This window comes from Pseudomonas sp. MWU349, from assembly GCF_017947325.1.
GTDB lineage: Bacteria > Pseudomonadota > Gammaproteobacteria > Pseudomonadales > Pseudomonadaceae > Aquipseudomonas > Aquipseudomonas protegens.
The window spans coordinates 819,441-838,138 of record NZ_JAFEVP010000003.1; the positions used below are offsets into that span (position 1 = coordinate 819,441).

The window sequence follows — 18,698 nt, forward strand, 5'->3', positions numbered from 1 at the left end:
CCCTGTTCAAGGAATAACGCCGCTTTCTCTGTACGAGAAAGCGGCGTGGCGTTCTTTATCCTGTTCTCTTTTTCTGGCGGCTGGCGGCAGTCAGCCGTTGCTGCTGACGGCTGATACGAGAGCTTGCAGACTGCGGATACACCTTGCCAACACAGTGTGTACCCGTAACTTCTAAATCGACAGAAGGTCGTGCGTCAGGACGCCGTCGGTTTGCCGGAGCTCAGGGGGGGGCTCCCTGTCCTGACGCTTTTGATGAAAAAAACCTGCATCCATCGCGGATCAGGGGTTTTTTATGGCCTGCCTCAGACGCCCAGGCTTTCCAGGTCCCGCGCCAGCATCACCAGTTGGTGGGCCAGGGAGCTTTCGAGTTTTTCGCTGGACAGCTGGAAGCTCGGGGCGCCGCAGGTCAGGGCCATGATGCTGCCGTCGGCCAGGCGCAGCGGCACGCCGGCACCGTTGACGTTGCGGTCCCACTCGCCCAGTGACAGGCAGAAGCCGAACTCTTCGTATTCACGGAAGGAGTCTTCCAGGGACTTTTCCAGGGCTGGCCATTCATCACCGAGTTTTTTCGCCACTTCCCCCAACAGGTGGTCACGCTCGATTTTCGGTGTGGCGGCCAGGTAGGCGCGCCCCGCGGCGCTGGTGGCCAGGGGCAGGCGCAGCCCGGGCTCCATGCGCAGGCTGGCGACTTCCGGCGGGCGGCTGCTGTCGACGTGGATCATCGACAGGCGATCGCGGCAGGTCAGGCTGACGGTGGTGTTGGTGCGGCGCGAGAACTCGTCCATGAACGGCTTGCCCAGCTGGCGCACCCGCAGGCTGGCGGAGTAGGCGTAGCCAAGGGCCAGTACCGCTGAGTCCAGCTGGTACTTCTCCAGGTCCTGGTTGTACTTGAGGTAGCCCAGCTGCGTCAGGGTGTAGGTCAGGCGCGACACCGTGGGCTTGGGCAGGCCGGTGATGCGCGCGATGTCCTGGTTGCCGCGTACCGCGTGGCCGTGGGTAAAGGCCCGCAGGACTTCCAGGCCTCGGGCCAGGGCTTCGACGAACTTACGGTCTTTGGGCGCTTGCTGCGGGGAGTCGTTCGGGTCTTGCATGGGGTCTTCCGGTAGGGGCTGGTGCCGGGCTCAATGCCGGTTGACCACGCAGCGGATTCGTGGAAACAGAGGAAAAATGTTATCCCGGAACCGCCGCAATTGAAATCTGCGATTCCCTGACGAAACCCGATTCCGTTCCTGAGGCCATCACCGGTCAATCAAGGGCACGCCATGACCTCAGTGGCTGCCGCACGCAGGCGGCCGCGCTTGAACACCCCTTCGGCGCTGGCCAGCAGGCGGTCCTGGGCATCCAGCAGGTCGCAGCTGGCCATGAAGATCTTGGCCCCGCCGCCGCGCAGGCGGGCCACGGCCCGGACCTCGGTGGCCGGTGGGATCGCGGCCATGTAGTTGATGTTCAGGGACAGGGTCAGGGCCAACCGCCACTGGGCGGGGTCGGCATGCCAGGTGCCGCTCATGCCCATGGCGGTGTCGGCCAGGGAGGCGATGACACCGCCGTGCAGATTGCCGGCCTGGTTGAGGTGATGAGGTTGGACGGTGACCGCGATGACGGTTTGCGCCTGCTGGTATTCCCGCAGGTTCAACCCGAGATGGGCCGCGAATCCGCTGAACAGGCCTTGCAGCATCGAAACTTCGGGTACGGCACTCATGGGCGATGGCTCTTGGGTCAGTCCCGGTCGGGTGTCCTGGAGGGCAGGTGTTCCCCGTGGCCAGGCAGCAGTGATTGTTCTGATTGTGTTTCGCAGGGCAGATAGCTCGTTGAAATGCAGGATGTCAGCGAATATTCTACCGGTCAATACGGAATATCATTTCGCACAGCGGAATATAAGTGATTGAAAATCACGCCCCGCATGGGGCAGGATCGACCCGGGGCGGTGGCCCATCAACGTGCGGCCTGGCTGGCCAGCCGGCACCGGATGACGCTGTCCATGGCTGTTCCCTCGATCATTCCCGGGCTTGAAGGAGTCTTCCATGTCCACCGCTCGTACCCCGCGCCCCCATCACCGTGTCTGGCCCAAGCGCCTGCCCCTGGCCTTGTCGGTGCCGGCCACCTCGCTCTGGTTCAACCTGGAGGTGGCGGCCCGGCGTTACCCGGACAAGGTCGCCTATCGGTTTTTCGGCCACACGCTGAGCTTTGCCCAATTGCAGGCCGAGGCTCTGGCGCTGGCCGGCTGGTTGCAGGGCGAAGGGGTCGAGCCCGGTGACCGGGTGGCGCTGTACCTGCAGAACTGCCCGCAATTCATCGTCGCCTGCTACGCCATCCTGCGGGCCAATGCGGTGCTGGTGCCGGTCAACCCGATGAACAAGGTGCAAGAGCTGAGCTACCAGCTCGGCGATGCCCAGGCGCGGGTACTGATCTGCGCCGCAGACCTGGCGCCCATCGCCCAGGCGGCGAATGCCAGCCTCGAACCCGAGCAGCGACTGCACCGGGTCCTGGTGACCCGCTACAGCGATGCCATGCCGGCGCCGGCGGACATGCACCCGGCGGAGGTCGCCAGCGCCGAGATCGATGCCTGGCTGCGCAGCGAGCCAGCGCTGCCCGAGGGCTATCAGCGCTGGAACCAAGCCCTGGCACAGGCCTGCTGCCCCGGCCCGCACACTGCCCAGGCCGATGACCTGGCGCTGCTGCAATACACCTCGGGCACCACCGGCCATCCCAAGGGCTGCATGCACACCCATCGCAGCCTGATGAGCAACGCGGTCAGCGGCAGCTGGACCCAATCCACCGTAGAGTCGGTGGGCCTCGGGGTCGTACCGTTCTTCCACATCACCGGCCTGGTGTGCTTTGTCCTGCGGGCGGTGTTCGATGCCACCAGTACGGTGATCATGCCGCGCTGGGATCGGGAGCTGGCCGGGCGGCTGATCTCCCGGTACCGGGTGACCCACTGGACCTGCATCCCGACCATGGTCATCGACCTGTTTGCCAGCCCCCATTACCAGGACTTCGAACTGTCGAGCCTGGTGCATATCAACGGTGGCGGGGCGGCGATGCCCGAGGCGGTGGCGCAGCGCCTGCGCCAGGAGTTCGGCCTGACTTTTCTCGAAGGCTACGGCCTCACCGAAACCGCCGCCGCCAGCCATGGCAACCCCCCAGAGCGGGCCAAGCTGCAATGCCTGGGCATGCCGTTCTTTGGCGTCGATTCACGGGTGGTGGACCCGCGCACCCTGGAGGAACTTGCACCCGGCGAGGTGGGGGAAATCATCACCGCTGGCCCGATGCTGTTCAAAGGCTACTGGCGCAACCCTGAAGCCACCGAGGCGGCGTTCGTCGAGTTCGAGGGCAAGCGTTTCCTGCGCACCGGCGATCTGGGGCACATGGATGAGGAGGGCTATTTCTTTCTCACCGACCGCCTCAAGCGAATGATCAACAGCAGCGGTTTCAAGGTCTGGCCGGCGGAAGTGGAGGCGCTGCTGTTCAAGCACCCGGCGGTGCACGAAGCCTGTGTCATCGCCACCCGGGACGCCTACCGCGGGGAAAGCGTCAAGGCCCTGGTGGTGCTGCGCAGCGAGGCCCGGGGCCGCACCGCCAGCGAAGAGATCATCGCCTGGGCGCGCGAGCACATGGCCGCCTACAAGGTGCCTCGGGTGCTGGAGTTCGTCGACAGCCTGCCCAAGTCCGGCTCCGGCAAGGTGATGTGGCGCGTGCTCCAGGATCGCGAGGCGACCCATGGCTGAAGAGTGATTTCCCAGGCGGGCCAACCCGCGACTGCGTCGGAGACGACAATGACTACAACAACAATAACGGTCCAGGATCCCCACGCCTCACCCGAGCATGCCCGGCAGCTCGACACGCTGTACGCCAGGATCCGCTGGCGCCTGCTGCCGCTGTTGATGCTGTGCTACATGGTGGCCTTTCTGGACCGGGTGAACATCGGCTACGCCCAGTTGCAGATGAAGCAGACCCTGCCGTTCGGCGATGCGGTGTATGGCCTGGGGGCGGGGATCTTCTTCATCGGCTACTTCATCTTCGAAGTGCCCAGCAACCTGATGCTCAAGCGCAGCGGCGTGCGTAAGACCCTGCTGCGGATCATGTTCTGCTGGGGCCTGGTGGCCTCGGCGATGATGTTCGTCAGTACCCCGATGCAGTTCTACGTTCTGCGCTTTCTTTTGGGGGCCTTCGAGGCCGGGTTCTTCCCCGGGGTGATCCTGTATTTCACCTACTGGTTCCCGGCGCCGCGCCGGGGGCAGGTGATCGCCATCTTCATGACCGCCGCCGCGGTCGCGGGGCTGATCGCCGGGCCGGTCTCGGGCAGCATCCTCAAGTACCTGGACGGCGCGGTCGGCCTGCACGGCTGGCAATGGATGTTCATGATCCAGGGGCTGCCGGCCAGTGTCCTGGGGGTGGTGGCCTTTCTCTATCTGCAGGACAGCCCGGCCCGGGCCCGCTGGCTCAGCCCCGGGGAAAAACGCCTGCTGGACGCCGACATGGCCCAGGATCTGGCGAACGCCCGGGACAAATCCCAGGACAGCCTGGCGCAGATGTTTCGCGACCCCAGGATCTACCTGCTGTCCACGGCCTATTTCATGTTCCTGGGCGCCACCTACATGCTGGTGTTCTGGATGCCGAGCCTGATCCAGGGCTGGGGCAGCAAGGACCTGTTGCAGGTCGGGCTGATCACCGCGATCCCCAATATCGTCGGGATCATCGGCATGGTGCTGATCGGGCAGCACTCCGACAAGCACCGGGAGCGGCGCTGGCACTTCGTCGGCTGCATGGCCATCGCGGTGTTCGGGCTGGCAGTCACCACCTTGCTCAACGGCCACCTGCTGCTGTCGGTTACGGCCCTGGGTTTTGCCTACGTGGGGATCAAGGCCGGCACGCCGATTTTCTTCGCCCTGGTCAGCGAGTACCTGTCGGTGGCGGCCACCGCCGGCGGCATTGCCTTCATCAGCAGCCTGGGCAACCTCGGCCCGGCGGTCACACCCTGGCTCAACGGGGTGATCAACAGCCATACCGGCGGCCACGTGTCGAGCATGTACCTGGGGATTGTCATGTACCTGCTGGCGGGCGGGCTGGTACTGGTGACCGCGCGCATCGCCCGGGTGCCCGAGGTCGCTGCGGTCGTCGCCGAATCATGAACAACCCATTGGATTGCCCAGGAGCCTGCACATGAGCCTGCCGAAGATTCTCACCCAGCATTTGCGCCTGCCAGTGATGGCCGCGCCGCTGTTCATCATTTCCACTCCCGAGCTGGTGATCGCCCAGTGCAAGGCCGGGATCGTCGGTTCCTTTCCGGCATTGAACGCACGGCCGGCCGAGCGCCTGGGGGAGTGGATCGAGCAGATCACCCAGGCCCTGGCCGAGCACGACCGGCTGCACCCGCAGCGGCCCGCCGCGCCGTTTGCGGTGAACCAGATCGTCCACCGCTCCAATGACCGACTGGAGCAGGACATGGCGGTCTGCGTGCAGCACAAGGTGCCGATCATCATCACCTCCCTGGGCGCGCGCCCCGAGATCAACCAGGCGGTGCACAGCTACGGCGGCATCGTGCTGCACGACGTGATCAACAACCGTTTCGCGCGCAAGGCCATCGACAAGGGCGCCGACGGCCTGATTGCCGTGGCGGCCGGCGCCGGAGGGCATGCGGGCACCCAGTCGCCGTTTGCCCTGGTGCAGGAAATCCGCCAATGGTTCGATGGCCCGCTGCTGCTTTCCGGGGCCATCGCCTCGGGGCGTTCGATCCTCGCGGCCCAGGCCCTGGGGGCAGACCTGGCCTACATCGGCTCGGCCTTTATCGCCACCCAGGAGGCCAACGCGGTGGCGGGCTACAAGCAGATGATCAGCCAGTCGACAGCCGAGGATATCGTCTACACCAACCTGATCACCGGGGTGCACGGCAATTACCTGAAGGCCTCGCTGGTGGCCGCGGGGCTGGACCCCGATGACCTGCCCAGCAGCGATCCCTCGCAGATGAACTTCGGCGCAGACAGGCACAAGCCCAAGGCCTGGAAGGAGATCTGGGGCTGCGGCCAGGGGATTGGCGTGGTTGACGGCGTACCGAGCGCCGGAGACTTGGTGGCGCGCCTGGGCAGGGAGTATCAGCAGGCTTGCCAGGGGCTGCGCACCCGGTTGCTGTAACGCGCAAGTGGGAAGGGGAGGCTGCCGGCAATGGCCGGCAGCGTCGTTTTCGCGATCTATCAGATCTTGTGGATGAGGCTCAGGGCGTGGCCGCGGTAGGCCAGGCTCTCCATGACCTCCAGGTAGCGGTTGCCGACCTCGGACACGCCCTTGCCGGGCGCCGCGCTGATGCGGCGCCCGGCTTGGCTTGGGTTCAGCAGGGGGATTGAGCGCAGTGTCGGGCCGCGCGTTGCGCACCGGGCCAGGAAGGCGGCGACACCTGCTGCCCTTGCGACAGGCTCAGGTGGCCGCCCGGGCCTGCGGTTCATGGGGCCTATTGCTTGCCCAGGGCGATGTAGCGTTGCAGGTGGTGATCCTCGTCCCCCAACTGATGGTCGATCATCACCAGCCGCTTGGCGTAATGGGCCAGGGGCAGCTCCCAGGTCATGCCGATGCCGCCGTGCAACTGGATGCATTCTTGCGCCACCAGGGTGCCGATGCGGCCGATGCTGACCTTGGCCGCTGACAGCGCGCGCTCGCGGTCCAGGCGATCGGCCTCCAGGGCCGAGGCGGCATTGATCACCGCCGAGCGCGCTTGTTCGATCTCCAGCAGCAGCACCGCCATGCGATGTTGCAGTGCCTGGAAACTGCCGATCGGGCGGCCGAACTGCTGGCGGGTGCGCAGGTAATCCAGGGTCGCCACTTTGGCCACCTCCATGGCGCCCAGGGCTTCGGCACACAACGCCAGCACGCCGCGGCCAATGGCCCGCTCCAGGGTGGCATGGCCCTGGTGCAGGGGGCCCAGCAGGGCAGAGCCCGGCACAAGCAACTGGTTCAGGCGCACCTGCGCCACGGGGCCGCCATCGAGGGTGGCGCTGCCGCGGACCTCCAGGCCCGGGGTGTCCCTGGGCACCAGGAACAGCGAAATGCCCTGGCTGTCGTCAATGGCCCCGGCGGTGCGGGCCGACACCACCAGCAACCCGGCCTGCTCGCCGTGCAGCACCAGGCTCTTGGTGCCATCCAGGCGCCAGCCGTCGGCCTGGGGTTCGGCGCGGCAGGCGACCCGGTTGAGTTCGTAGTGGCTGTCGGGTTCGTCATGGGCCAGGGCGGCGATCAGGCTGCCGTCGATGATCTGCGCCAGCTCGATCTTCTGCGTTTCGCTACCGGCGCTGGCGATGGCGTCCCCGGCCAGCAACGCGCTGCCCAGCAGCGGTTCCACCAGCAGCCCGCGGCCCACGGCCTCGAAGACCAGGGCCAGGTCGAAACCGCCGCCGCCATAGCCACCGTCGGCTTCGCTGAACAGGGCGCCGATCACCCCCATCTCTGCCAGTTGCTGCCAGATCCCGGAGTTGAAACCCTGGCCTGATTGCAGGCTCTGCTGGCGTTTTTCCAGGTTGTAGTGCTGGGCGATAAAGCGGTTCAAGCTGTCGCCGAGCATGCGCCGTTCTGCGCTGTGTTCGAAGTTCATGTGCGCCCCCTCAGAGCCCGAGAATCATTTTCGAAATGATGTTTTTCTGGATTTCATTGGAGCCGCCGAAGATCGACAGCTTGCGATTGTTGAAGTACTGCGCCGCCGCGCTGCTGGCGAAGGCGGGGCCCAGGTCCATCGCCCCAGTGTCGCCTTCGTCCAGCATGACCCGGGCGGCGGGGCCCATGGCCCGGCGCAGCAGAGCGGTGAGCTCCTGGCGGATTTCCGTGCCGCAGATCTTCAGCATCGAGCTTTCCGCACCGGGCGCGCCGCCACCGGCCACCGCGGCGATCACCCGCAGGTTGGTGGTCTTCATGTTCTCAAGGTCGATCTCGACCCGGGCCAGGCGTGCAGCGAACTGCGGGTCTTCCAGCAGTGGCCGGCCATTGCGGGTGCGCTGTGCTGCCACCCGCTTTAGGCGTTGCAGCGCGGCCATGGACAAGCCGACCCCGGCAATGTTGGTGCGCTCGTAGGTCAACAGGTACTTGGCACAGGTCCAGCCCTTGTTTTCCTCGCCCACCAGGTTGGCCACCGGCACCCGCACGTCGGTGAAAAACACCTCGTTGATCTCGTGGTCGCCTTCCAGGGTGATGATCGGACGCACCTCGACCCCGGGGCTGGCCATGTCGATCAGCAGGAAGCTGATGCCTTCCTGGGGCTTGGCCTCGCGGTCGGTGCGCACCAGGCAGAAAATCATGTTGGCGTGCTGGCCCAGGGTGGTCCAGGTCTTCTGGCCGTTGACCACATAGTGATCGCCGTCGCGCACGGCCGTGGTCTTGACCGCCGCCAGGTCCGAGCCGGCGCCGGGTTCCGAATAGCCCTGGCACCACCAGTGGCGGCCGTCGAGGATGCGCGGCAGCCAGTAGTCCTGCTGCTGTGGGGTGCCGTACTTGATCAGCACCGGGCCCAGCATGTTGACCCCGAACGGCACGATGCGCGGCGCGTTGGCCAGGCCGCATTCAAGCTCGAAGATGAATTTCTCCACGGCGCTCCAGCCCGGCCCGCCAAAGGCCTCGGGCCAGTGGTTGGCCAGCCAGCCGCGGGTGTTGAGGGTCGAATGCCAATGCTCCATGTCGGCCTTGGACAGGCGTTCGCCATTGGCCACCTTGTCACTCAGTTCGCTGGGCAAGTGTTCGGCGAGGAAGGCCTGCACCTGATTGCGGAAGGCTTCTTCTTGGGGGGTGAAACTCAGGTCCATGTCGGCGTCCTCAATAGATTTCGAACAGTGCGGCGGCGCCCATGCCGCCGGCAATGCACATGCTGACCACGGCGTACTTGACCCCGCGGCGCCGACCTTCGAGCAGCACATGGCCGGCCAGGCGCGCGCCGGTCATGCCGAAGGGGTGGCCGAGGGCGATGGCCCCGCCGTTGACGTTCAGGCATTCATCGGCGATGCCCAGCCGCTGCTGGCAATAGAGCGCCTGGGAGGCGAAGGCTTCGTTGAGTTCCCAGAGGCCGATGTCGTCCACCTTGAGGCCGTGCCGGGCCAGCAGCCGGGGTACGGCGAACACCGGGCCGATGCCCATTTCGTCGGGTTCGCAACCGGCCACCGCCATGCCACGGAACACGCCCAGCGGTTGCAGGTTGGCGCGGGCCGCTTCACGGGCCTCCATCAGTACGCAGGCCGAGGCGCCGTCGGACAGTTGCGAGGCGTTGCCGGCGCTGATGAAGCGCTGCGGGCCCAGCACCGGTTCCAGTTTGGCCAGGGCCTCGTAAGTGCTCCCCGGGCGGTTGCAGGTGTCGGCGTCCACTGTGATCTGGCGCTGGCTGACCTTGCCGCTCTGCTTGTCGGTCACGGCCATGGTGGTGGTGCAGGGAATGATTTCCTCGCGGTAGTGCCCGGCCTGTTGCGCCGCTTCGGTCTTGTGCTGGCTGCGCAGCGAGAAACGGTCCTGGGCCTCGCGGCTGATGCCGTAGCGCGCGGCGACGATGTCCGCGGTCTCGATCATCGGCAGGAACAGCTCCGGCTTGTGCTGCACGAGCCAGGGATCGAGATCCGGGTCGTCGCTGCCGCGGCCGCGGATCTGCGAGATGCTTTCCACGCCACCGGCAATGATGGCGGGGGCGCCATCGACCACGATACGCCCGGCGGCCATGGCGATGGCCTGCAAGCCGGAGGCGCAGAAGCGGTTCACCGTGGTGCCGGCGATGCCGATGGGCAGGCCGGCGCGGACCACCGCCAGGCGCGCGACGTTGCGCCCGGTGGTGCCTTCGCCGTAGCCACAACCGAGGATGGCGTCCTCGATCAGCCCCGGGTCGATGCCGGCCCGTTCCACGGCGGCGCGTACCGCGAAAGCGGCGAGGGTCGGGCCGGGAGTGATGTTGAATTCGCCGCGGTGGGCCTTGGTCAGGGGCGTGCGAGCGGTGGATACGATGACGGCTTCGCGCATGGCGCGTGCTCCTTGAGTCAATGGCTGTGGTTGAGGCTGTCGAAGTTCTCGCCGCGCTCCACCAACTGCTCCAGCAGCGGCGAGGCTTTCCAGAACAGCGGGTCTTGTTCGGCGAATTCGCGGATGTCCGCCAGCACCTGGGGCAGGCCGTACTGGTCGGCGTACTTGAGCGGGCCACCGCGATAGCGCGGGAAGCCGTAGCCATGGATAAAGGTGATGTCCACATCCAGGGGGCGCAGGGCGATGCCTTCGTGTACCACGTTGGCGCCTTCGTTGATCATCGCCGCCATGTAGCGCCGCAGGATCTCCGGGTTGCCGAAGGGGCGGGGCGTGATGCCGGCCCGGGCCCGCTCGGCGTCGATGATGGCCAGGACTTCCGGGTCCTGGGTGGCGCTGCGCGGGCCCTGGGCATAGAGGTAGTAGCCACGGCCGGTCTTTTGTCCGAACCAGCCGCGCTCGCACAGGCGGTCGGCAATCTGCACGTAGCGCGCGTCGGGATTGCGGGTGGCGGCCTTGCGTTTGCGCGTCGCCCAGCCGATGTCGCCGCCGGCCAGGTCGGCCACCTGGAAGGGCCCCATGGGGAAGCCGAAGTCGCGCAGGGCCTGGTCGATCTGATAGGGCGAAGCGCCGTCTTCCATCATGTAGTCCGCCGCCTGGCGGTAGACCGCGAGGATCCGGTTGCCGATGAAACCATCGCAGACCCCGGCACGCACCGGCACCTTGCGCAGTTTCTTCGCCAGTTCGAAGGCCGTGGCCACCACGTCCGGTGCGACCTTGGCCGGAACCACGATCTCCAGCAGCTTCATGATGTTGGCGGGGGAGAAGAAGTGCAGCCCGATGACATCGGCAGGCCGCGAGACGCTGTCGGCGATGGCGTTGAGGTCCAGGTAGGAGGTGTTGCTGGCCAGCACCGCGCCAGGTTTGCACACCCGGTCCAGTTCCTTGAACACCGCCTGCTTGGCGGCCATGTCCTCGAACACCGCTTCGATCACCAGGTCGGCCCGGGCCAGGTCCTGGTAGTCCAGGCTGGCGCGGAAGCGGGCCAGGGTCGCGGCCTTGCCGGCGGCATCCAGGCGGCCTTTTTCGATCAGCCCGTCATAGACCTTCTCGACGTTGCCCCGGCCGCGGTCCAGGGCCTGCTGGTCGCGCTCGATCATGGTGACCTGCAGGCCGGCATCGAGGGCCGAGACAGCGATACCGGCGCCCATGGTGCCGCCGCCGACCACGGCCACCTGTTCGATGGGGCGGGGCTGGGCGATACGGGTTTCCGGGGCCTTGAGCACCTCGCGCTCGGCGAAAAAGGCGTGCACCAGCCCGGCACGCTGCGGGCTGTCGAGGCATTCCTGGAACAGCCGGCGTTCTTCCTGCAGGCCCTGATCGAAGGGCTGGTCAAGGGCCGCCTCGACCGCACGAATGATGTTCTGCGGCGACAGCAGGCCCTTGGCCTTGTGCGTGAGCTGTTCGCGGGCGGCGTTGATCTGTTCGCGTTGCAGATGCTGATCGCCCAGGGCCCGGGCGTCCCGGGTGCGCCGCACGCCGGCATGGCTGTCCACCAGCTCGCGGGCATAGGCCAGGCCGGCCGCCAGGGCATCCTCACCCTCCGCCAGGCGGTCCACCACCCCCAGGTCGAGGGCCTCCCGGGCATCCAGGTGACGGCCGCTGAGCATCAGTTCCAGGGCCGCCCGGGCACCGATCAGGCGTGGCAGGCGCTGAGTGCCACCGGCCCCGGGCAGCAGGCCGATGAGCACTTCCGGCAGGCCGAGGCGGGCGCTGCCCAGGGCCAGGCGGTAGTGGGCCGCCAGGGCCACTTCCAGGCCGCCTCCCAGCGCCACGCCCTGGATGGCCGCCACCACCGGTTTGGCGCTGTCCTCGATGCGCTTGACCACCGCTGGCAATGCCGGGGCCTGGGGCGTCTGGCCGAATTCGCGAATATCGGCGCCGCCACAGAAGTGGCGCCCGGCGCCGACCAGCAGGATGGCGGCCACCGTCGGATCGTCGGCGGCGCTGTCCAGGGCGGCCAGCAGCCCGCGCCTGACCTCCACGCCAAGGGCGTTCACCGGCGGGTTGTCGAGGGTCAGGACCAGGATGTTGCCGTGCAGGGCGGATGCCACAGAGGGCTGGGCGGTGTCGCGACTCATTGCAGCAGTCTCCGGAGGAAAGGGCAGCGTGAGGCCGATGGTTGCCCAGGGGCTCCGGGCGCTGAACGGAAATCAGGATTGGATTCCGCTGTTTGAATCGGCTGGTGAAAATAATCCTGTCATCAATAAATTAGTGGGTCAATACGGAATAGTATTTCGCAGTGCGGAATAAAAAGATTCTTTTTACTTGATTTAAGCCCTTGATTGCTTCAGAGACGTGAGGATGAATATTTGACATATTTGATTTGTGATCACATATTGCTGCCCACAAGAATCACAACACAGGTGTCACCCCCATGTCCGAAGGTCCTATCCCCCTGCCTACCTTGCGTCAGGTTTCTCGCGATACCTTGCAGGAACAGGTGTATCGACAGATTCGCGAAGCCTTGATGAGTGGCCGATTCCAGCCCGGCCAGAAACTGACCATTCGTGGCCTGGCCGAAGCCCTGGGTTCCAGCCCGATGCCGGTGCGCGAAGCCCTGCAGCGCTTGAGTGCGGAAAATGCCTTTGAGGTCACGGAAACCTCCCGCCTGCGGGTACGCATGATGACGGTGGAGCGCCTGCGGGAAATCCGTGATGCACGGGTGGCCCTGGAGGGGCTGCTGGCGGAAAAGGCCGTGCAGCATCTGCACAAGGCCGATATGCAGGAGATCGCCGATCTCTGCCGGCAGATGCAGAAGGCCGCCGACGAGGTGGATGTCTCCCGCTACCTGTGGACCAACTTCGCGTTCCACCGGCGCATCTATGCGGTGGCCCGGGCCGAACTGACCATGGCCGCCGTGGAGAACTTCTGGCTGCACATGGGCCCCTGCTTCGCCCTGGTGGCACCGGACAAGGCCCACCTGCAACGTTCCATGGAAGCCCACAACCGAATCGTCGAGGCCCTGGTCGCCGGCGATGGCCCGGCGGCGCGAGCGGCGGTCACCGACGACATCATGCAGGCGGCGGATTCCCTGGGTCGCCTGCTGGCCAAGAGCGACGGCGCAGCACCGCGCAAAGGAGGCCGGGCATGAGCATCCTTCAGCGTTTGCAGCCTTATCCGGGCTTGCGGGTGATGATTTCCGGTGGCGCGGCGGGCATCGGTGAAGTGCTGGCCGCGGCCTACCTTGAAGCCGGCGCCCAGGTGCATGTGTGCGATGTCAGTGAAGCGGCCCTGGCGGCCTTTCGCGATCGCTACCCCGAGGCCCTGGCAACCCGTACCGATGTCGCCGACCCGGCGCAGATCGAAGCCTTGTTCAAGCTTCAGGTGCAGCACTTCGGTGGCCTCGATGTGCTGGTCAACAACGCCGGCATTGCCGGGCCGACCGCGGGCATCGATGCCGTCAGCGATGCCGACTGGCAGCGCACCATCGATATCAACCTGACCGCGCAATACCGCTTCGCCCACCACGCGGTGCCCCTGCTCAAGGCCTCGGACAAGGCCCACCTGCTGCACATCGCCTCCGTGGCCGGGCGCCTGGGCTACGCCTGGCGCACGCCCTATGCCGCTACCAAATGGGCGATTGTCGGGTTGATGAAGTCTTTGGCGGCGGAGCTGGGTGCCAGCGATATCCGGGTCAATGCGCTGTTGCCGGGGATAGTCCAGGGGCCGCGGATGGAGGCGGTGATCCAGGCCCGGGCCGAACAGACCGGGATACCGGTGGCGCAGATGCGCGAGCAGTACCTGGAGAAGATCTCCCTCAAGCGCATGGTCAGTGCCGAAGACGTGGCGGCCATGGCGCTGTTCCTCTGTTCGCCGGCGGCCTGCAACGTCACCGGCCAGGCGATCAGCGTCGACGGCAACGTCGAATACCTCTAGCCCCCGCCGGCTGGCCGCGCCGGCGAGGACCGCCGGCGCTGAAACCTGTAGCGACACCCTGGGATTTTTTTCATCAAGAATAAAAGTCGGAGTACCGTCATGCCTGGAAAAACACCCGTCATCATCACTTGCGCCGTTACCGGTGCCATTCATACCCCGTCCATGTCGCCCCACCTGCCGGTCACGGCCGGGGAGATCGCCGCCGAGGCCATCGCCGCCGCCGAGGCCGGGGCGGCCATCGTCCACCTGCACGCCCGGGACCCGGAGGACGGCCGGCCGAGCCAGGACCCCGAGCTGTTCCGGCGCTTCCTGCCGCAGATCAAGGCCGCCTGCGACGTGGTGATCAACCTCACCACCGGCGGCGCGCCGACCATGGGTGTCGAGGAGCGCCTGCAACCGGTGCTGGAGTTCAAGCCGGAACTGGCCTCGCTGAACATGGGCTCGATGAACTTCGGCCTGTACGAAATGCTCAACCGCTTCACCGAGTTCAAGCACGACTGGGAGCGGCCGTACCTGGAGGAAAGCGACGACCGGATTTTCCGCAATACCTTCCGCGATATCGCCCATATCCTCAGCGCCTGTGCCGAGAACCGCACGCGCTTCGAGATCGAGTGCTACGACATCGGCCACCTCTACACCGCTGCGCACTTCCTGGAGCGCGGCCTGCTCAAGGCGCCGCTGTTCATCCAGTCGGTGTTCGGCCTGCGGGGCGGCATCGGCGGCCACCCCGAGGACCTGGCGCACATGCGCCGCACCGCTGACCGGCTGTTCGGCGATGCCTATCACTGGTCGATCCTCGGCGCCGGGCGCAACCAGATTCCCCTGGCGACCATGGGCCTGGCCATGGGCAGCCATGCCCGGGTCGGCCTGGAGGACTCGCTGTGGGACGGCCCCGGCAAGCTGGCGGCGAGCAACGCCGACCAGGTACGACGCATCCGCAGCGTCATCGAGGCCCTGGGCGGCCGGGTGGCGACGGCGGACGAAGCCCGCACCCTGCTCGGGCTCAAGGGGCGCGACCAGGTCGCGTTCTAAGCCCCGCAGGCCCGCTGCCAGCGCCTTTCGGGCGCTGGCGATCCCGCATAACAATTACAAAGGGATATGCCCATGAACACTGCAACCGCCGCGCCGCCCCGGGACCCGCAACAACTGACCCGGCTGATGTTCCTCAAGCTGATGCCGCTGCTGATCGCGGCCTATGTCCTGAGTTTTCTCGACCGCACCAATATCGCCCTGGCCAAGCATCAGCTGGATGTGGACCTGGGGATTTCCGCCGCGGCCTACGGGCTGGGGGCCGGACTGTTCTTCCTCACCTATGCGCTGTCCGAAGTGCCGAGCAACCTGATCATGCACAAGGTCGGCGCGCGCTTCTGGATCGCCCGGATCATGGTGACCTGGGGGCTGATCTCCGCCGCCATGGCCTTCGTCCAGGGCGAGACCTCCTTCTATGTGCTGCGCCTGCTGCTGGGGATCGCCGAGGCCGGGCTGTTTCCCGGGGTCATGCTGTACCTGACCTACTGGTTCGACCGCCAGCAGCGGGCCCGGGCCACCGGCTATTTCCTGCTGGGGGTGTGCCTGGCCAATATCATTGGCGGCCCGCTGGGCGCGGCGCTGATGAAGATGGACGGCCTTTTGGGCTGGCATGGCTGGCAGTGGATGTTCCTGCTCGAAGGCCTGCCGGCGGTGTTCTTCGCCTGGGTGGTATGGCGGCGCCTGCCGGACCGCCCGAGCCGTGCTCCCTGGCTGAGCGCCGAGGAAGCGGCGGCCATCGAACAGCGCCTGGCCCGGGAAGCCGACGAGGGCGCGGGGCAGGGCGGGCACTCGTTCCGGCAATGCTTCACGCCACAGATCCTGCTGGCGATCTTTGTCTACTTCTGCCATCAGATCACCATCTACACCGTGATCTTTTTCCTCCCCAGCATCATCGGCAAGTACGGCAACCTGAGCATCATGAGCGTTGGCCTTTTGACCTCGCTGCCCTGGATCGCCGCAGCCGTCGGGGCTATTGCCTTGCCCCGGCTGGCCAACAGCCCGCAACGCTCGCGGCGCCTGCTGGTCTGTGGCTTGCTGGTAATGGCGGCGGGGCTGTCGATCGCGGCGTTTTCCGGGCCGGTGTTCAGCCTGCTGGGGTTCTGCGTGGCGGCGCTGATGTTCTTCGTGGTGCAGTCGATCATCTTCCTGTACCCGGCTTCACGGCTCAAAGGCGCGGCGTTGGCGGGTGGCCTGGGCTTCGTCAATTCCTGCGGGCTGCTGGGCGGTTTTGTCGGCCCTTCGGTGATGGGCGCGATCGAGATGAGCACCGGCAATGCCATGAATGGCCTCAAGGTGATTGCCCTGGTGCTGCTGGTGGCGGCATTGGCGGCCCTGCGTTTGCGCCAGGGCCAGGAGGACCGCAGTGAGCAAAGGGCGAGTGGGCTGGCGAGAAACTCCGCCTGAGGTCTGCCCGGGGGCGGCGTCGCTTGGCAGATCTTGCCTGGACGCCAGCCCTCCGGCCTTTCTACACTGCTTCCCGTCTGGGGACCGGGGGCAACATCAATGAATCGCAATGAACTGCGCAAGGCCGATATCAACCTGATGGTGGTGTTCGAGGCGCTGATGCTCGAGCGCAATGTCACCCGGGTGGCGGAGAAGCTGTTCCTCGGCCAGCCCACCATCAGTTCCGCGCTCAACCGCCTGCGGGCGATGTTCAACGACCCGCTGTTCATTCGCGTCGGCCATCGCATGGAGCCCACGGCCCGTGCCGAGCAGATCATCCAACACCTGTCGCCGGCCCTGGATGCACTGTCCTCGGCCCTGAGCCTGACCCACGATTTCGATCCTGCCAGCAGCACCATGACCTTTCGCATCGGCCTGTCCGACGACGTCGAGTTCGGCCTGTTGCCCCCCCTGCTGCGGGCCCTGCGCCAGGAAGCGCCGCAAGTGGTGGTCGTGGTGCAGCACGTGGATTACTGGCGGATTCCCGACCTGCTGGCGTCCGGCGATATCACCGTGGGCATCAGCCAGACCCGCGGCCTGCCGGCCAACGCCAAGCGCAAGCTGCTGCGGCATATCCAGCCCAGCGTGCTGCGGGCCGATGCCAGCGACACACCGCTGACCCTCGACGAGTACTGTGCGCGGCCCCATGTGCTGGTGTCCCATACCGCCAATGTCGCCGGCTTCGCCGATGAGTGGCTGGCGGAGATCGGCCGCACCCGCCAGGTCGTGTTGTCGGTGCCCCAGTACAGCTCGCTGCCGGCCCTGCTCGCCGGCACCAAGCTGATCGCCAGCCTGCCCGACTATGCCGCCGCCGCCATGGCCGCCTCGGGGCAGCTGTACTGCGAGCCGTTTCCATTCAAGACCCCGACCCTGGACCTGTCCATGGTCTGGCTCAGCCATGTGGACACCGATCCCGCCGAACGCTGGCTGCGCTCGCGGCTGGAAGCCTTCATGAGCGAACGGGCGCCTCTGGCGAGCTAATCGTGCCTGGTAGCCGCTGCCGCAGCCTGCGACAGCGGCGCAGTGAACGGAGGCCGCCAGCTTGGCATAGGCACAGGCGGCTGCTTTGCTGTGTGGATCGTCTGTTGAAACATTGATCGGTGGAGTGTGCCCATGAGTCGTTCCCGTTCCCTGTTGCGTGGGCGTGGCAGCCACGACAGCGGCAAGGTTGGCATGGTCGAGCTGTTCTTCGATCTGGTGTTCGTGTTTGCCGTGACCCAACTGTCCCACTCCTTGCTGGCTCATCTGTCCCTGGGCGGAGCGCTGCAGGTGGCGTTGCTGATGGTGGCGGTGTGGCGGGTGTGGATCTTTACCTCGTGGATCACCAACTGGCTGGACCCGGAAACCCTGCCGATCCGTCTCGGCCTGTTCGTGCTGATGGTGGCCGGGTTGCTGCTGTCGTCGTCGATTCCCCAGGCCTTCGGCGAGCGTGGGCTGTTGTTTGCCGGCGCCTATGTGTTCATGCAGGTGGGACGCACCGCCTATTCGCTGTGGGCAGTGCGCGGCGAGCCGCTGAACATGACCCGCAACTTCCAGCGGATCCTCTTGTGGCTGATGTTCTCGGGCGTTTTCTGGATCAGCGGTGGCCTGCTCGAGGGCCCGCAGCGCCTGGCGTGCTGGGGGCTGGCCCTGGCCATCGAGGTGCTGTCGCCGTCGCTGTATTTCTGGGTGCCGGGGCTCGGCCGCTCGACCCTGGAAGACTGGAATGTCGAAGGCAACCACATGGCCGAGCGCTGCGCTCTGTTCGTGATCATTGCTCTGGGTGAATCCCTGCTGGTCACCGGCGCCACCTTCGCCGAGCTGGCCACCAGTGCCGAAGGGGTACTGGCTTTCGTGGTGGCGGTGCTGGGCAGCATTGCCATGTGGTGGGTGTATTTCGACAGTGGCGCCGAGCGTGCCCACCACCGCATCGCCCACTCCAGCGACCCGGGGCGCCAGGCGCGTATTGCCTACACCTACCTGCACTTGTTGATCGTCGCCGGGATCATCGTCAGCGCGGTAGCCGATGAACTGGTACTGGTGCACCCGCAGCATGCCAGCCAGGCCGCGGTGCTGGTGATCGTCGGCGGGCCCTGGCTGTTCCTGCTCGGTTGCGCGCTGTTCAAGTGGGTGATGAACGAGCGGCCGTTGCCGCCGCTGTCGCACCTGGCCGGGCTCGCGGCCTTGCTGCTGTTGTTGCCCGCGGCCTGGAACCAGTGGTTTTCCGCCCTGGCGCTGGGCAGCCTGACCACCCTGGTGATGCTGCTGGTGGCGGCCTGGGAAACCCTGGCCCTGCGGGAAAGGGCGGCGTCCAGGCAATGAGGCTAAGGGCTACTGCGGCGGCG

The 18,698-nt window shown here is 66.1% G+C and carries 16 protein-coding genes; 9 read left to right on the forward strand and 7 right to left on the reverse strand.

What is annotated here, in order from left to right:
* Positions 1-302 precede the first annotated feature (302 nt).
* Both KCG88_RS15860 and KCG88_RS15865 read right to left on the reverse strand, forming a co-directional pair.
* Positions 303-1,091, reverse strand: coding sequence for an IclR family transcriptional regulator (locus KCG88_RS15860; protein WP_047284347.1), 789 nt, complete (start codon positions 1,089-1,091; stop codon positions 303-305).
* 158 nt (positions 1,092-1,249) lie between these two features.
* The gene (locus KCG88_RS15865; RefSeq protein WP_019093300.1) at positions 1,250-1,699 is read right to left on the reverse strand and encodes a PaaI family thioesterase; all 450 of its coding nucleotides are present in this window, start codon (positions 1,697-1,699) and stop codon (positions 1,250-1,252) included.
* Positions 1,700-2,021: 322 nt separating this feature from the next.
* Between KCG88_RS15865 and KCG88_RS15870 the strand changes: the two genes are divergently transcribed.
* The 3 genes from KCG88_RS15870 to KCG88_RS15880 are packed head-to-tail and all read left to right on the forward strand — an operon-like array spanning position 2,022 to position 6,129.
* On the forward strand, positions 2,022-3,725 hold the full coding sequence (locus KCG88_RS15870; protein WP_210712703.1) for a long-chain fatty acid--CoA ligase: 1,704 nt from the start codon (positions 2,022-2,024) through the stop codon (positions 3,723-3,725).
* A 48-nt stretch (positions 3,726-3,773) separates the two neighbouring features.
* Entirely contained in the window at positions 3,774-5,129 is a 1,356-nt protein-coding gene (locus tag KCG88_RS15875) for an MFS transporter (protein ID WP_210712704.1), read from the forward strand.
* A gap of 31 nt (positions 5,130-5,160) precedes the next feature.
* Positions 5,161-6,129: a nitronate monooxygenase family protein gene (locus KCG88_RS15880; RefSeq protein ID WP_210712705.1), complete on the forward strand. Its 969-nt coding sequence runs from the start codon at positions 5,161-5,163 to the stop codon at positions 6,127-6,129.
* Positions 6,130-6,188: 59 nt separating this feature from the next.
* Here the strand turns inward: KCG88_RS15880 and KCG88_RS15885 are convergent, their stop codons facing one another.
* Genes KCG88_RS15885 through KCG88_RS15905 form a run of 5 tightly spaced genes read right to left on the reverse strand, consistent with a single transcriptional unit; the run spans position 6,189 to position 12,104 of the window.
* Positions 6,189-6,437 carry a hypothetical protein gene (locus tag KCG88_RS15885; protein ID WP_199521938.1) on the reverse strand — a complete coding sequence of 83 codons (249 nt, stop codon included), beginning with the start codon at positions 6,435-6,437 and terminating at the stop codon, positions 6,189-6,191.
* 5 nt (positions 6,438-6,442) lie between these two features.
* Positions 6,443-7,576 carry an acyl-CoA dehydrogenase family protein gene (locus KCG88_RS15890; protein ID WP_210712706.1) on the reverse strand — a complete coding sequence of 378 codons (1,134 nt, stop codon included), beginning with the start codon at positions 7,574-7,576 and terminating at the stop codon, positions 6,443-6,445.
* A 10-nt stretch (positions 7,577-7,586) separates the two neighbouring features.
* Entirely contained in the window at positions 7,587-8,774 is a 1,188-nt protein-coding gene (locus KCG88_RS15895; protein WP_047335981.1) for an acyl-CoA dehydrogenase family protein, read from the reverse strand.
* Between the two features lie 10 nt (positions 8,775-8,784).
* Positions 8,785-9,966: an acetyl-CoA C-acyltransferase gene (locus tag KCG88_RS15900; RefSeq protein WP_210712707.1), complete on the reverse strand. Its 1,182-nt coding sequence runs from the start codon at positions 9,964-9,966 to the stop codon at positions 8,785-8,787.
* Between the two features lie 17 nt (positions 9,967-9,983).
* On the reverse strand, positions 9,984-12,104 hold the full coding sequence (locus tag KCG88_RS15905) for a 3-hydroxyacyl-CoA dehydrogenase NAD-binding domain-containing protein (RefSeq protein ID WP_210712708.1): 2,121 nt from the start codon (positions 12,102-12,104) through the stop codon (positions 9,984-9,986).
* A gap of 296 nt (positions 12,105-12,400) precedes the next feature.
* Here KCG88_RS15905 and KCG88_RS15910 point away from each other — a divergent pair, with 296 nt between their 5' ends.
* From KCG88_RS15910 to KCG88_RS15935, 6 genes are all read left to right on the forward strand, one after another.
* Positions 12,401-13,117, forward strand: a complete 717-nt coding sequence (locus KCG88_RS15910; RefSeq protein WP_047284354.1) for a GntR family transcriptional regulator — start codon at positions 12,401-12,403, stop codon at positions 13,115-13,117.
* Positions 13,114-13,902 (forward strand): SDR family oxidoreductase, encoded by a 789-nt coding sequence (locus tag KCG88_RS15915; RefSeq protein WP_210712709.1) that lies wholly within the window; start codon positions 13,114-13,116, stop codon positions 13,900-13,902. Before KCG88_RS15910 ends, KCG88_RS15915 begins: the two co-directional genes overlap by 4 nt.
* Positions 13,903-14,001: 99 nt before the next feature.
* Positions 14,002-14,934 (forward strand): 3-keto-5-aminohexanoate cleavage protein, encoded by a 933-nt coding sequence (locus tag KCG88_RS15920; RefSeq protein WP_011059820.1) that lies wholly within the window; start codon positions 14,002-14,004, stop codon positions 14,932-14,934.
* A 66-nt stretch (positions 14,935-15,000) separates the two neighbouring features.
* Positions 15,001-16,335, forward strand: a complete 1,335-nt coding sequence (locus KCG88_RS15925) for an MFS transporter (protein WP_047284356.1) — start codon at positions 15,001-15,003, stop codon at positions 16,333-16,335.
* Positions 16,336-16,434: 99 nt separating this feature from the next.
* Positions 16,435-17,355: a LysR substrate-binding domain-containing protein gene (locus KCG88_RS15930; RefSeq protein WP_011059822.1), complete on the forward strand. Its 921-nt coding sequence runs from the start codon at positions 16,435-16,437 to the stop codon at positions 17,353-17,355.
* Between the two features lie 132 nt (positions 17,356-17,487).
* Positions 17,488-18,675: a low temperature requirement protein A gene (locus KCG88_RS15935; RefSeq protein WP_210712710.1), complete on the forward strand. Its 1,188-nt coding sequence runs from the start codon at positions 17,488-17,490 to the stop codon at positions 18,673-18,675.
* The last annotated feature ends 23 nt before the right edge of the window (positions 18,676-18,698 follow it).

Bases quoted from the DNA above. Each gene is read 5' to 3' on its own strand.
- KCG88_RS15925 (WP_047284356.1), top strand. From the start codon at position 15,001: ATGCCCATGAACACTGCAACCGCCGCGCCGCCCCGGGACCCGCAACAA.
- KCG88_RS15920 (WP_011059820.1), top strand. From the start codon at position 14,002: ATGCCTGGAAAAACACCCGTCATCATCACTTGCGCCGTTACCGGTGCC.
- KCG88_RS15865 (WP_019093300.1), bottom strand. From the start codon at position 1,699: ATGAGTGCCGTACCCGAAGTTTCGATGCTGCAAGGCCTGTTCAGCGGA.
- KCG88_RS15885 (WP_199521938.1), bottom strand. From the start codon at position 6,437: ATGAACCGCAGGCCCGGGCGGCCACCTGAGCCTGTCGCAAGGGCAGCA.
- KCG88_RS15880 (WP_210712705.1), top strand. From the start codon at position 5,161: ATGAGCCTGCCGAAGATTCTCACCCAGCATTTGCGCCTGCCAGTGATG.
- KCG88_RS15860 (WP_047284347.1), bottom strand. From the start codon at position 1,091: ATGCAAGACCCGAACGACTCCCCGCAGCAAGCGCCCAAAGACCGTAAG.
- KCG88_RS15905 (WP_210712708.1), bottom strand. From the start codon at position 12,104: ATGAGTCGCGACACCGCCCAGCCCTCTGTGGCATCCGCCCTGCACGGC.
- KCG88_RS15890 (WP_210712706.1), bottom strand. From the start codon at position 7,576: ATGAACTTCGAACACAGCGCAGAACGGCGCATGCTCGGCGACAGCTTG.
- KCG88_RS15910 (WP_047284354.1), top strand. From the start codon at position 12,401: ATGTCCGAAGGTCCTATCCCCCTGCCTACCTTGCGTCAGGTTTCTCGC.
- KCG88_RS15930 (WP_011059822.1), top strand. From the start codon at position 16,435: ATGAATCGCAATGAACTGCGCAAGGCCGATATCAACCTGATGGTGGTG.
- KCG88_RS15875 (WP_210712704.1), top strand. From the start codon at position 3,774: ATGACTACAACAACAATAACGGTCCAGGATCCCCACGCCTCACCCGAG.
- KCG88_RS15935 (WP_210712710.1), top strand. From the start codon at position 17,488: ATGAGTCGTTCCCGTTCCCTGTTGCGTGGGCGTGGCAGCCACGACAGC.
- KCG88_RS15870 (WP_210712703.1), top strand. From the start codon at position 2,022: ATGTCCACCGCTCGTACCCCGCGCCCCCATCACCGTGTCTGGCCCAAG.
- KCG88_RS15915 (WP_210712709.1), top strand. From the start codon at position 13,114: ATGAGCATCCTTCAGCGTTTGCAGCCTTATCCGGGCTTGCGGGTGATG.
- KCG88_RS15895 (WP_047335981.1), bottom strand. From the start codon at position 8,774: ATGGACCTGAGTTTCACCCCCCAAGAAGAAGCCTTCCGCAATCAGGTG.
- KCG88_RS15900 (WP_210712707.1), bottom strand. From the start codon at position 9,966: ATGCGCGAAGCCGTCATCGTATCCACCGCTCGCACGCCCCTGACCAAG.